Here is a 13125-nt window from a genome sequence, read left to right as displayed (position 1 = left end):
GGTGTTAGGTATTAGGGGTTAGAGGAAGGTCGATTGAAAGATCGGCCCCTAACTTTTTCAGATGGTCATAAAAATCGGGGTATGATTTATTGATGGCATCGGCATCTTCAATGGTTACGGCAGTTTCTGCTTTTAATGCTGCTACCGCACAGGCCATGGCAATACGGTGGTCGTGACGGGAATGAACCCTTGCTCCTTTTACACCTGTTCCTCCTTTTACCAGCATCAGATCGTTCTGCAGCACAATTTCAATACCCAATTTAGCAAACTCCTGCTGTAAAGTAAGCCCACGGTCACTTTCTTTATGTGAAAGCCTACTCACCCCTTCAATAACGGTAGTACCCTCACAGTAAGCTGCCAGTGCCACCAATGGCGGAAAGAGATCCGGGCAGTCTGTGGCATTAAAATGGAATGCTTTTAAAGGCAGCGGGGCTATTTCAATCTGTTTTTCCTGCACCGAGAGGCTGCAACCGCAATCCATCAATGCCTGCAGAATGGCTTTATCGGCCTGGGTAGAAAATACATCCAGACCTGTTACGGTAATACCACCTGCAATAGCACCAGCTACCAGCAGAAAAGCTGCACCACTCCAGTCGCCTTCCACGGCATAGGTCATGGTTGTATGATCCGCAACAGTTGTTGCATGAAAATGAAACTGTTCATACTGATCATGTGTCACTTTCCATCCAAAATCTGCCAGCACTTTCAGGGTAAGGTCTATATAGGGTTTGCTCTTGAGTTCTTTTACTGTTATGGTAACATTGTCGGCACCGGCTGCGGCAAAAGACATCAGTAAACCTGTCAGAAACTGAGAGCTGAGCGATCCGTCAACCTCAATATTGGCAGGCCTAAGGGGGCCCTGAATTTGCAGGGGCACTTTGCCTTCATTCGATTGAATACGAACACCCAGTTGGGGAAGTATCTCATCAAAAAAATGCATGGGGCGGTTAACCAGGCTACCGGTACCATGAATCACCAATGCTTCCGGACTCAACGCCACAATCGGCGTAAACATACGGATACCGAGTCCGCTTTCCCCACAGTTAATTGTTTTATCCATCGGCTGTACACCGGCCGATTCAATCAGCAGGTCACCCTGATCATCGTACTGAATACGGGCACCCAGTTTTTGAATCACATCCAATGCTGCGAGGTCATCATTGCTCTTGCCGGGGTTTACAATACGAGTGTTACCCTTACGCAATAAAGCAGCTGCACAGGCCCGCTGCATACTGCTTTTGCCAGCAGCGGCCCTGATGGTTCCCTGTATAACGGATGGCTGTATAGTTACCTGCATAATCAACTAAGCTAAACTGCTGCAAGAGCAGTAACGGATTCATCAAAACTGTTTAAAAATTTCTTCGAGCTGCACAAATAACAGGGGCTGTACAACACCTTTTCCTGTTTTTTCCAGCAGTATATAGTGAATACTTACACTGTCTTTTTTCTTATCCTTCTGCAATACTTTGAAGGCTTTCTTTTTATCAAATTCAGCCAGTGTAGGCAGGCCATACCGACTCAACAGAGCCATTACCGCATCTGCTTCCTTAAAGCCTTTCAATTGCTGTGATATGATGGCGGCATAAGTCATACCAATACTAATGGCCTGACCATGACTCAACTCATACATATTTTCAATGGCATGTCCGAGTGTATGACCAAAATTGAGCAGCTTGCGTTCACCCTGTTCAAACTCATCATTCAATACCACTTTGGTTTTAATCAGCACATTTCGCTCCACCAGTTGCGCCAGCAGTTGTTTGTCTTTTCTGAATTTGGGAAGGCTTTGTTCCTGTAACAGCTTAAACATTGCCGCATCTTTAATACAGGCATGTTTAATAATTTCTGCAAAACCATTCTGCCACTCAGCCAGCGGTAGCGAAGAAAGCAGGCTGTAATCGTACAAAAGAAAGGAAGGCTGACGAATGAGTCCTACCATATTTTTATACACGCCTACATCAATTCCGTTCTTTCCACCATTCGATGCATCTACCATGGCGAGTAAACTGGTGGGTACAAAACCAAAGTCAATCCCACGCATATAAATACCTGCCACATAACCGGTAATATCTGTAATCACACCACCACCTACACCGACCAGTATGGTTTTTCTGTCGGCACCCATATCAATCAACTGGTCAATCAGTACATCTACCGTTTGCTGCACTTTAAATGCTTCCCCCGGTTTTAATACGATGGTGTTCCAGCCTTTGAATTTCTTTTTATGGGCGGCAAAAACATGTTCATCTGTTACCAGTACCGCTCTTTCTTTACCTGCAATCTTCTCCAGCAGATCAAATGAGGCATCGAAATAATACTGTACGGTTTTCGATGAAAACTGAAAACTTCTTTTTTTCATACGATTCTATCAATCCTGATCTGCTAAGCGTTCATGATCTTATTCTGGTGATTGATACTTTCCATGTGTACGGCATCAAAATACTTGGTAATAAACTCACGGCTCAATCCCAGCTTATCTCCTTTCGCAAAGGCCCTGTCGAGAATGGCATTCCAGCGATTGGTTTGCAGGATGGTGATATTGTTATCTTTCTTGTACTGACCAATCTTATCGGCCACTTTCATTCTTTGTCCGAGCAATTGCAACAGTTCATCATCCAACTGGTTAATCTGCTGACGCATTTTCTCCATGGCGGCATGCAGTTCTTCGGAACTGATGTCTTCTTTACGCCAGATGATCGAGCCAATCATTTCACCCAGTCTTTCAGGTGTTACCTGTTGCTTGGCATCGCTCCATGCATTATCCGGATCAATATGGCTCTCAATAATTAACCCATCAAAGTCGAGGTCAATTGCTTTCTGTGCCACATCCATCAGTATATCTCTTCTACCACAGATATGCGAAGGATCATTGATCAGCAGCATACCCGGGTTACGTCTTTTCATTTCAATCGCAAGGTGCCACATGGGCGCATTGCGGTATTCTGTATTACCATAGGAGCTAAAGCCACGGTGAATCAGTCCGATATCTTCGATGCCCGATTTGGCTACACGTTCCACCGCACCAATCCAGAGTTCCAGATCGGGATTAATCGGGTTCTTAATCAAGACAGGCACTTTTACACCCTTTAATGCATCCGCTACTTCCTGTACACTGAATGGGTTTACTGTTGTACGGGCACCGATCCATAAAACATCCACATCAAAATGCAGTGCATCTTCTACCTGCTTACCGGTAGCTACTTCCACCGCCACAGGTAAGCCAGAAGCTTTTCTGGCCTGTTGTAACCAGGGTAAACCCTTGGTTCCGATACCTTCAAAACTACCCGGACGTGTACGTGGTTTCCAGATACCTGCACGCAGAATATCTACTTTACCGGTAGCCGCCAGTCTGGTGGCTGTTTCAATTACCTGCTCCTCAGTCTCTGCACTGCATGGGCCTGAGATGATCAGCGGACGCTTCTGCAACAAAGCCTCCACTCCTGTTTTTTGTTCGATTGCTTGCTCCATTATGAATGTTTGATCTATGATTTTTTGATTTTTTGATTTTTGATCGACTATTAATTCATCAAATCAAAAATCAAAAAATCAAAGATTTATTCTTCCCCTCTTCTCGGCTTTCTGCCACCTCCACTATCTGCATCGTTCATACGGATTCTTCTTCCTTTGTAGTTCTTTCCATCCAATGCACGGATCATCTGGTTGGCAGCGCCTTTTTCTATTTCAATCCAGCTGTTCATGTCTTTCATATCAATCTTACCCAACACATCTTTCTTAAGATCACTCATGTCTAACACAAACTGCAGAAAACTGGCTTTATAAAAACCATCTTTGGTACCGAGGTTTACAAACAGGCGGCTATACCCACCACCACGTTTGTATTCTTTTCTGTTATCGCCTTTTCCGGCATCTCTGCGACGCCCCTGATCAGCAGATTCACTTTGCTCTCTCCGGCCTCTTTCACGGAAGTTGAGGTCCTCCGCATTTTCATAATATTTGAGGAAACGATCAAATTCCATGGCAGCCACACGCTTCAACACATCTTCCTTGCTGATATCGGCAAATTTCTCTGCCAGCATGGGTACATAGGTTTCATAATCACCATGGCTGATATCAGCCGACAATAATTTATCCATGAAATGGAAAAACTGTTTACGGCACACATCTTTACCACTCGGGATATCCAGTTTATGAAATTTTGAATTGTTGATTCTTTCAATCTGCTTCAGCTTGTACATTTCTTTGCTGTGTACAATAGAAATACAGATACCTACATTACCCGCTCTTCCGGTTCTTCCGCTTCTGTGTGTGTACACTTCCACATCATCCGGCAATTCGTAGTTAATTACGTGGGTAATTCCCTGCACATCAATACCACGTGCAGCCACATCGGTTGCTATGAGTAGCTGCAGGCTTTTATCCCTGAACTGTCCCATTACCTTATCACGTTGCCCCTGTGTAAGATCACCGTGCAATGCATCAATATCATAACCTTCACGGGTAAGGCGTTCTGAAATCTCCTGTGCATCAATTTTGGTTCGGGTAAAAATAATACCATAGATACCCGGGTTAAAATCGATGATTCTTTTCAGGGTCTCATAGCGGTGTTGTGAACTGGTTACATAAAACTGATGATCGATGCTCTTATTCGCCGTATTCACTTTTCCTACGGTTACTTCAGCAGGCTCTTTCATGTAACGCTTGCTTACCTTTCTGATTTCGGGTGGCATGGTAGCACTGAATAACCAGGTGCTTTCACGCTGAGGTGTGTTCTTCAGAATGAACTCAATATCATCCTGAAAACCCATGTTCAGCATTTCATCTGCTTCATCGAGTACTACATACTTAATTTCTTCCAGGTTAATCGCTTTTCTTTCAATCAGGTCAATCAATCGACCGGGTGTAGCCACTACAATCTGTGTACCTCTTTTCAGGTCACGTATTTGTAAACCAATAGATGCCCCTCCATAAACTGCCACTACCGAAACACCGGTCACATATTTTTTAAACAGTTCAATCTCTTTTACAATCTGTAAACAGAGTTCACGGGTTGGACATACCACGAGTGCCTGTGGATGTTTTGCTTTTGCGTCGATCACATGTAAGAGTGGTAAACCAAAAGCAGCCGTTTTACCTGTTCCGGTTTGGGCCAGACCAATAAAGTCTTTCGTCCCACTCAACAGAATGGGTATAGCCTGTTCCTGAATCTGTGTTGGGTTCACATACCCCAACTCGTCGGTCGCCTGTACCAGTCTCGCATCAATTCCTAACGCTTCAAATGTCGTCATGTATAAAATTTTTTGCAAAGTTACCCAATTATCAGGGGCTTTGCGGGTTTTATTTGGCCCCTTTGGGGGGCCGAAGTGAGTAGTCAGTAGTCAATAGTGAGTAAAACATCTCCACTCATTACTGACTACTCACTGCTCACTACTCACTATTTCAAAATTCTCCTGATCCCATTCGCATGTTCAATCAGTTCCTGGAGATAGTCGTAATTCTCTTTTTCCAGACAAGCTTTAAACTTACGTAGCTGGGCAATATGTTCATTCAGTACATCCAGTACATTATCCCTGTTCTGCATAAAAATGGGTACCCACATGGCCGGATTACTCTTGGCCAATCGTACCGTACTTTCAAAACCTCCACTCGCCAGTTCAAAAATGGCATCTTCTTCTCTTTCCTTCTCCAAAACCGTATTGGCCAGTGCAAAGGATGTGATGTGCGAAATATGGCTCACATAAGCCACATGCACATCATGGTCATCGGCTTTCATGTACAGCAGGTGCATACCCAGTGCCTGGTAAATGCTTTCTACCAATTCTACCGCATCTGCATCACTCTCTTCCTTTGAGCAGATCACAGTGGCTTTATCAGCAAAAGCGGTTTTCACGGCGGCATCCGGACCACTGTATTCTGTTCCCCACATGGGGTGGGTGGCAACGAATCTTCCGCGCTTGGGATGATTGGCCACAGCTTCACAGATGACTTTTTTAGTGGAACCTACATCCATCACTACCTGTTTATCTACCTGATCCAATATGCCAGGTAACATCGCTTCAGCAGCATTGATAGGTATGGCCAATACAATCAGATCCGATTGTTGAACAGCTGCGGCAAGTGAGGCAATCTCATCTACCAGTCCCAGTTCCAACGCACGTTTGGCATGACTTTCATTCTGCTCCACACCTGTAACATAAGTAGCCAGTCCCTTTGCACGCAGGGTCAACGATAGTGAGCCCCCTATTAATCCGGTTCCTATAATGGCAATTCTCATTTTGTTACGCTTGTTTTGATACGACGAATCGCTTCTTCAAATTTTTCTACGCTACCGCAAAGACTCACCCTGATATATTTTTTTCCCGCTTCCCCAAAAATGCCACCCGGTGTAATAAATACCGATGCACCATACAATACTTCATCACTCAATGCAAAACCATCGGTATAGCTATCCGGTATAGCGGCCCATACAAACATGCCTACCTGTTGCTTTGAATAATCGCAGTTTAGTAAACTGAGTAATTCAAACACTTTTTCTCTTCGCTGTGCGTAAATGGTATTTATACTATCATACCAGTCTTTACCCAACTCCAGTGCTTTGGCAGCGGCCAGTTGTACGGGTAAGAACATACCACTATCCATATTACTTTTAAATCGAAGCACTTCTTCAATCCTTTCTTTGGAAGCAGCCAGCATACCTACCCGCCAGCCTGCCATATTCGAACTTTTACTGAGTGAGTTCAGTTCCAGCACCACTTCTTTTGCTCCGGGTACACTTAATAAACTTACCGGCTCTTCGTTAAGAATAAAGCTGTATGGGTTATCATGACAGATGAGTAGGTTATGCTTTTTGGCAAATGCAATCAGCTCCTCAAAAAAGGAAACAGATGGCAATTGTCCCGTTGGCATATGCGGGTAATTCACCCACATGAGTTTTACTTTTGAGAGGTCCGTTTTTCCCAGTGCCACCAGATCGGGCTGCCAGTTATGTTCGGCACTTAAGGTATAAGTAACCGGTGTACCACCGGCTAATTTTACGGCACTGCTGTAAGTGGGATAACCCGGGTCGGGTATCAATGCCTCATCACCTTTATCGAGATAAGTCATACAGATATGCATGATGCCTTCCTTACTACCAATCAGGGGTAATATTTCTGTCTCAGGATCCAGCTCAACCGCATACCATTGTTTGTACCAGTTGCTAACTGCTTTACGCAATACCGGCGATCCCTTATAACTCTGGTAAGCATGTACATTGGGCTGTGCCGCTGTTTCCTGTAATACACGGATTACTTCCGGGTGCGGCGGCAGGTCAGGACTGCCGATACCTAAATTGAGGATGTCTTTGCCTTCTTTATTGAGCGTATCTATTTCACGCAGTTTCTGTGAGAAATAATATTCTCCGATACCTTCCAGTCTTGATGATGTTTTAATCTGCATGGTTTATCCTTTTACAATTTTTCCCCGCTGGTAAACGCCGAATATTTTTACACTATTGGTGAGTGAGGCAATAGACTTCATCACTTTTTCAAACTGTGTTCTTTTTTCAAATTCCATATCGGCATAGAAGCCATATTTAAAATGGCTACCGGGTATGGGCATGCTCTGCAGTTTACTCAGGTTAATACCACCGGCGGCTATTGTACTTAATACTTTTGATAAGGCACCACGTGCATGGTTGGTCTGAAAATAAACGGAAGCCTTATCGGCTTTATTATCATCTACTGCATCGGCCGTACGTTTCAATACCAGAAAACGGGTAACATTATTTTTCATGGTATGTATATCCGGACCAATGATATCTAATTTAAACAATTCGGCTGCCAGTTTACTGGCAATGGCTGCCGTGTGTTTGCTTCTGTGCTGGTGCAGCAGTTTGGCACTGAGTGCAGTATCTTCTGTTTCCACCAACTTCCATGGGTATTGTTCCAGGTAATCGAGACATTGCAGAATGGCCATGGGGTGACTATGCACTTCTTTAATATCTTCCAATTTCACACCCGGGTTCACGAGCAGGTTCTGGCTGATGGAGAGGTACACTTCCCCTACCACTTTCAGTTTACTTTTCTGCAGCAGGTTATAGTTGGGAAGGATGCTGCCGGCAATGGAATTTTCAATGGCCATGATAGCTCCTGCCGATTGTGACGCATCACCCGCAATCTGTATCAGATCCCGAAAATTGGCACAGGGAATCACTTCCACCTCTTTCCCAAAAAAAGATCTGGCCGCCACCTGGTGAAAGCTCCCTTCATACCCTTGTATGGCAATGCCCTGCTTAATGTCTTTTTTATTTTTACTTATTTCCTTCTGCATACTTTCTCATTCCTTATTTCTTATTTCCCTTCGACTACGCTCAGGGCAGGCTAGCTCAGGGCAAGCTTTATTTCTTGTTTCTTGTTCCTTGTTTCTTATTCCTTATTTCTTATTCCTTATTTCTTATTCCCATCCGCTCTGTTTGTTCCAAAAAAAATCCCGGCGCATCGGCCGGGACTATATTCAGTATTTTCTATTTCTTACGCTTTAGCAAATACAACCCGGCTCCTTTGATTAAAGAAGTAATAAAAGAAAAAGTAAAACCAGGTATTGTTTGCTTTTGTGTTCATTGACTCAAATATAGAACAGTAAATAATACCAACCATCAATCCATTAAAAAAAATTATACTAACAAACGTTCCTTCGTCGCAATCCCGATCTGTGATCGGAAAGCTCCTCAGGATGACGATCGTTGAATAAATGGATGGGCATGAAATGCCATCCATTCAAAAAGCAATGCCTGCATTTACCACTCCATCTTTTGTACCTCCCGCCCCGCAAGGTCACCGTCATTTTGAGGAGCTTCCCGCCTCAGGCGGGATCGCGACGAAAAAAAAGCCCCTCCGTGGAAACGGAGCGGCCTCTAACGATTGCTTGCCATATGAAAAATTCTTAGGGAACCACGTCTGCCGGCAAGCAGGCTTTCACTTTTCAGTTCAACACGGCGGTTCCGCCTTTTAATTACTTAGCGGCAGCTGTAGTATCAGCAGTAGCTGTAGTGTCAGCAGCAGGAGCAGCTGTAGTATCAACAGTTACAGGAGCAGCAGCTGGAGTATCAGCAGTAGCTTCTTTGTTTTCACCTGAATTACAAGCAGCAAATGCGCCCAGCGCCAGAACGAATAATAATTTTTTCATTGTGTGGTTTTTTTGAGTGATTTTGATGTTAATACCACTATGTAATAAAAGGTAACCCGACCAACAGCATTTTTTTTCAAAAAAAGTTTTCGCTGTATTTTGGGTTACTTTTACCCCCCTCAAAGTATTAAAAGCGTATTAGTGAAAGCCGATAGCAACGAACAAGCACTACTGAAAGGACTGGCAAACAACGATTCCAGGGCTATTGAAACCATCTATAAGGAGAATTTCAATACCATACAGGCTTTTATACTAAACAACAATGGCTCTTATGACGACGCACGGGATATTTTTCAGGAAGCCATGATTGCGCTATATGAAAAAGCACAAAGCGAATCATTTGTCTTAACCTGTCAAATTAAAACCTATGTATATTCCATATGCAGGCGTTTATGGCTCAAAAGATTACAACAACTGGGAAGATATACTAACCAGGTGGACAGCCTGGAAGAGACTGTGCCGGTGGAAGAAGACCTCGACAACCATGAAAAACGAAACGCCGCTTTCGCCATCATGGACCGGGCGATGAATAGCCTGGGTGAACCCTGTAAGAGTTTACTCGAAGGCTATTACCTTAAGAAACTGGGTATGCAGGAACTGGCATCGGAATTTGGGTATACCAATGCCGATAACGCCAAAAACCAGAAGTATAAATGTTTGATGCGACTGAAGAAACTCTTCTTCGCTCAATATAATATCGGAGAGTAAGTACCATGGATGATATTTTATTACTAGAAGCCATCGAAAGATACCTCAGCGACGACATGAGCGCCGAAGAGCGTAGCTATTTCGAGAACCTGCGCAAGAACACCCCTGAAATCGATCAGATGGTGGTTGAACATAATATGTTCCTGCACCAGATGGATATGTATGCTGCACACCGCAACCTGCGCCACAGCATCCACGATACCCACCAGCGTTTACTGGAAAGAGGTGATATCAATGAAGGTGCCGAAATCAGCACCCGCGGCCGCGTGATCCAGTTATGGAACAAATACAAACGCGTTACCGCAATCGCTGCCAGTGTAGGTGGTGTAATTGCCCTCTTCATCAGCGGTATGGTGATGTATTTTGCCCCTACCGTTAATGGCAACCAGCTTCAGCAGCTGAGCAATGATATTGCCGTTATCAAGAAAAACCAGCAGGTACAGGGCAACCTCATCAATGAGGTGAAAAGCAAACTTCCCGAAGGCGTTCGCTTTGTTAGCGGCGGTTCCGGCTTCCTGATCGATCCGAAAGGATATATCATCACCAATGCCCACGTATTAAAAGGGTCGGGTGCCATTGTAGTAAACAATAAGGGACAGGAATTCAATGCCGATATTCTCCATATAGACCAGGAAAATGACCTGGCCATTCTGAAAGTAAGCGATAAAGAATTTGTACCACGTAAGAGCCTCCCCTACGGTATCCGTAAAAACAGTTCCGATCTGGGTGAAGAAATCTATACACTCGGTTACCCACGTAACGAGATTGTGTATGGCATGGGTTACCTCAGTGCCAGAAGCGGTTTCGATGGCGACTCCCTTTCTTACCAGTTACAGATGAGTGCCAATCCCGGTAACTCAGGTGCACCGGTACTGAATAACAACGGTGAAATCATCGGTGTACTCAGTACCCGTCAGTCTTCTGCAGAAGGTGTGGTATTCGCTGTAAAATCAAGAAATATTTTCCGTATGGTAGATGCGTTCAAAAAAGCAGATACCGCCGCCGCCAGAATAAAACTACCGTCAAAATCTACCCTCAAAGGCACCCAACGCAAACAACAGATTGCGGAAGTGGAGGAATGTGTTTTCTACGTGAAAGCTTTCGCGAAATAATCGCAGATGGCAGATCGCAGATTTGTATTTGATGCACCATTAAAATATCTGACATCTGACATCTTACATAAAAACAGTTGGTTTGGTTTAAATAAAGAAGAGGCCCTGCTTTTTGTGGGGTCTTTTTTATTTGGAGGAGTTTTTAACCACAGAGAACACAGAGTACGGCACAGAGTTGTACGGAGTTTTTTTGAGTACCTCAGTGTAACTCTGTGCCACACTCCGTGAAACTCTGTGGTTTTTAAAACAAACTTATTTCCAAAGACTGGCAGGATACTCTCCCGCTGCTACTAATGCATTAATACTTGCCTGCACGCCCGGCGCATCTTCTTTATAGGTTACACCAAACCATTGTGAGGAAGTGGGTATTACTTTTACCACGCCTTTACCGGATTGTACAAAATGCTTGGTAACGGTGGGTATATAGAATTCTGATTTCAGTTCCTGTCCCTGCTCATCTAAAAACTTTTCAAATAAGTCTTCGGCGAGGTTAATATAGCCGGGTGCAAAGCAGAGATAGTTCATACTTACCAGGCTGTTGGCAGGCAATACGGTAAGCTGTTCATTTTCTTCATACACAATATCGCCTTCAGCAGCACGGGCAAATATTTTGGTGCGCTCATTGATATCGGTAAGGTTACCATCGGCACTTACTTCACAGACACCACGGCTAACGGTACCGTTATCGCTCAGTGTATTTTTCAGGTGATAACCAATGATGCAGTAAGTATGCTCATTACATTGGGTGGTTAAAAAAGTATAGGCTTTTGCAAAAGCATCTTTACCATAAAAATCATCGGCATTGATCACGGCAAATGGTTCATTTACTTTTCCTTTGCAACACAATAAAGCATGCGCCGTACCCCAGGGTTTGGTTCTGTCGGCAGGAATGTTTCTGCCATTGGTGAATGAACTGAGCGCCTGGTATACATAATCGGTAGCAATACGCCCCTGCAGTTTGGGCTCAAATATGGCTTTGAACTGCTCGGCAAATTCTTCGCGGATAATAAACACGACTTTTCCAAAACCTGCCCTGATAGCATCATAAATTGAATAATCCATGATAGTTTCGCCATCGGGACCAAACGACTGAATCTGTTTCATGCTGCCATAACGGCTCGCCATACCGGCAGCAAGGATCACTAAAGTTGGTTTCATAATATCTCTTTGGAAAAACGAAACTAAAACTTCGTGCCTAGAATCAAATTAAATGTTGATAAATATTGAAAATATATATATTCATCCTGTAAAAAGCCTGTCCGATACGCAGGTGCAGACCGATATACTCCGGTTAGACCTGATCCATCCGGTCATCAGTGGCAATAAATGGTTCAAGCTGAAATATTACCTGGAAGAAGCCAGAAGAGAAGATGCAGTATGTCTGGCCAGTTTTGGCGGTGCTTATTCCAACCATATTGTAGCACTGGCCTGTGCTGCAAAGGAAAAGGGTTTCAATAGTATTGGTTTTATCAGGGGCGATGAAAACACACCGCTTTCTGCCACCCTGCAGGAAGCAGCGGCTTATGGCATGCAATTTATTTTTGTAGACAGAGAAGCCTACAGAAATAAAGAAGCCATCACCCAACAATACCACCAGCCCGGCTGGTACTGGATACCCGAAGGTGGTTATGGAGCATTGGGCGCAGAAGGTGCAGCTGATATACTGAAGACAACCGACACTTCCACCTACACACATATTCTCTGTGCCACCGGCACCGGTACCATGATGAGCGGACTGGTCATGGCGGGCCAACCCCATCAAAAAATCATCGGTATCAGTGTACTGAAAAACCATTTATCGCTCGAAAATGAAATCAAAACACTGCTACCGGATACTGCGCATGCATTTTTTGAATGTGTACATGGTTATCATTTCGGTGGCTATGCCAAACACCCGGAAAACTTACTGGCATATATGCGTGAATTATGGCAGTGCGATGCATTGCCTACAGATATTGTATATACAGCCAAACTCTGTTATGCAGTGAAAGATTTGATAGCAAAAAAACAGTTCCCCGTTAACAGTAAGTTATTATTGATTCACAGCGGCGGCTTACAGGGCAACCGCTCTTTACCGCAAGGCAGCTTACCCTATTGAAGTGAGTGAGTAGTCAGTAGTCAGTAGTCAGTAGTGAGTAGTGAATAGTGAATAAGTAAGTAAGTAATTTAAAAAAAACATCCA

General features: G+C 44.1%; 12 protein-coding genes. 3 read left to right on the top strand and 9 right to left on the bottom strand.

Going from position 1 to position 13125, the window contains the following annotated elements:
- Window positions 1–4: 4 nt before the first annotated feature.
- From aroA to BC659_RS16870, 8 genes are all read right to left on the bottom strand, one after another.
- Window positions 5–1297 (bottom strand): 3-phosphoshikimate 1-carboxyvinyltransferase, encoded by a 1293-nt coding sequence (gene aroA / locus BC659_RS13190; RefSeq protein ID WP_133475267.1) that lies wholly within the window; start codon window positions 1295–1297, stop codon window positions 5–7.
- A 42-nt stretch (window positions 1298–1339) separates the two neighbouring features.
- A complete protein-coding gene (aroB, locus tag BC659_RS13185) occupies window positions 1340–2359 on the bottom strand; it encodes a 3-dehydroquinate synthase (protein WP_133475266.1) in 1020 nt (339 codons plus the stop codon).
- Between the two features lie 23 nt (window positions 2360–2382).
- Window positions 2383–3468 (bottom strand): chorismate mutase, encoded by a 1086-nt coding sequence (locus BC659_RS13180; RefSeq protein WP_133475265.1) that lies wholly within the window; start codon window positions 3466–3468, stop codon window positions 2383–2385.
- 86 nt (window positions 3469–3554) lie between these two features.
- The gene (locus BC659_RS13175; protein ID WP_133475264.1) at window positions 3555–5246 is read right to left on the bottom strand and encodes a DEAD/DEAH box helicase; all 1692 of its coding nucleotides are present in this window, start codon (window positions 5244–5246) and stop codon (window positions 3555–3557) included.
- A 146-nt stretch (window positions 5247–5392) separates the two neighbouring features.
- Window positions 5393–6232 carry a prephenate dehydrogenase gene (locus BC659_RS13170; RefSeq protein WP_133475263.1) on the bottom strand — a complete coding sequence of 280 codons (840 nt, stop codon included), beginning with the start codon at window positions 6230–6232 and terminating at the stop codon, window positions 5393–5395.
- Window positions 6229–7395, bottom strand: coding sequence for a pyridoxal phosphate-dependent aminotransferase (locus tag BC659_RS13165; protein WP_133475262.1), 1167 nt, complete (start codon window positions 7393–7395; stop codon window positions 6229–6231). The genes BC659_RS13170 and BC659_RS13165 overlap by 4 nt, the downstream gene beginning before the upstream one ends.
- 3 nt (window positions 7396–7398) lie before the next feature.
- Window positions 7399–8268, bottom strand: coding sequence for a prephenate dehydratase (locus BC659_RS13160; protein ID WP_133475261.1), 870 nt, complete (start codon window positions 8266–8268; stop codon window positions 7399–7401).
- Between the two features lie 681 nt (window positions 8269–8949).
- Window positions 8950–9123, bottom strand: a complete 174-nt coding sequence (locus tag BC659_RS16870; RefSeq protein WP_162847433.1) for a hypothetical protein — start codon at window positions 9121–9123, stop codon at window positions 8950–8952.
- Window positions 9124–9264: 141 nt separating this feature from the next.
- On the opposite strand from BC659_RS16870, the gene BC659_RS13155 reads away from it, so the two are divergent.
- Together BC659_RS13155 and BC659_RS13150 are read left to right on the top strand one after the other, a co-directional pair.
- Window positions 9265–9831 (top strand): RNA polymerase sigma factor, encoded by a 567-nt coding sequence (locus tag BC659_RS13155; RefSeq protein WP_133475260.1) that lies wholly within the window; start codon window positions 9265–9267, stop codon window positions 9829–9831.
- Window positions 9832–9836: 5 nt separating this feature from the next.
- Entirely contained in the window at window positions 9837–10943 is a 1107-nt protein-coding gene (locus BC659_RS13150) for a S1C family serine protease (protein ID WP_133475259.1), read from the top strand.
- Between the two features lie 252 nt (window positions 10944–11195).
- On the opposite strand, the gene BC659_RS13145 is transcribed toward BC659_RS13150, so the two are convergent.
- On the bottom strand, window positions 11196–12101 hold the full coding sequence (locus tag BC659_RS13145) for a glycosyltransferase family protein (protein WP_211340785.1): 906 nt from the start codon (window positions 12099–12101) through the stop codon (window positions 11196–11198).
- 52 nt (window positions 12102–12153) lie between these two features.
- Between BC659_RS13145 and BC659_RS13140 the strand changes: the two genes are divergently transcribed.
- Window positions 12154–13041, top strand: a complete 888-nt coding sequence (locus tag BC659_RS13140; RefSeq protein ID WP_133475257.1) for a 1-aminocyclopropane-1-carboxylate deaminase/D-cysteine desulfhydrase — start codon at window positions 12154–12156, stop codon at window positions 13039–13041.
- Window positions 13042–13125: the final 84 nt, after the last annotated feature.

Origin of the sequence: Sediminibacterium goheungense (assembly GCF_004361915.1) — a bacterium.
In the GTDB taxonomy this organism is placed as follows: Bacteria; Bacteroidota; Bacteroidia; order Chitinophagales; family Chitinophagaceae; genus Sediminibacterium; species Sediminibacterium goheungense.
Note: the sequence above shows the minus strand (reverse complement) of the source record. Positions and strands in the feature narration are given on the sequence as shown.

What these genes read in the sequence shown, in the direction of transcription:
- BC659_RS13150 (WP_133475259.1), top strand. Translation starts at nt 9,837, where the DNA reads ATGGATGATATTTTATTACTAGAAGCCATCGAAAGATACCTCAGCGAC.
- BC659_RS13170 (WP_133475263.1), bottom strand. Translation starts at nt 6,232, where the DNA reads ATGAGAATTGCCATTATAGGAACCGGATTAATAGGGGGCTCACTATCG.
- BC659_RS13140 (WP_133475257.1), top strand. Translation starts at nt 12,154, where the DNA reads ATGTTGATAAATATTGAAAATATATATATTCATCCTGTAAAAAGCCTG.
- BC659_RS13160 (WP_133475261.1), bottom strand. Translation starts at nt 8,268, where the DNA reads ATGCAGAAGGAAATAAGTAAAAATAAAAAAGACATTAAGCAGGGCATT.
- BC659_RS13180 (WP_133475265.1), bottom strand. Translation starts at nt 3,468, where the DNA reads ATGGAGCAAGCAATCGAACAAAAAACAGGAGTGGAGGCTTTGTTGCAG.
- BC659_RS13165 (WP_133475262.1), bottom strand. Translation starts at nt 7,395, where the DNA reads ATGCAGATTAAAACATCATCAAGACTGGAAGGTATCGGAGAATATTAT.
- aroA (WP_133475267.1), bottom strand. Translation starts at nt 1,297, where the DNA reads ATGCAGGTAACTATACAGCCATCCGTTATACAGGGAACCATCAGGGCC.
- BC659_RS16870 (WP_162847433.1), bottom strand. Translation starts at nt 9,123, where the DNA reads ATGAAAAAATTATTATTCGTTCTGGCGCTGGGCGCATTTGCTGCTTGT.
- BC659_RS13175 (WP_133475264.1), bottom strand. Translation starts at nt 5,246, where the DNA reads ATGACGACATTTGAAGCGTTAGGAATTGATGCGAGACTGGTACAGGCG.
- aroB (WP_133475266.1), bottom strand. Translation starts at nt 2,359, where the DNA reads ATGAAAAAAAGAAGTTTTCAGTTTTCATCGAAAACCGTACAGTATTAT.
- BC659_RS13145 (WP_211340785.1), bottom strand. Translation starts at nt 12,101, where the DNA reads ATGAAACCAACTTTAGTGATCCTTGCTGCCGGTATGGCGAGCCGTTAT.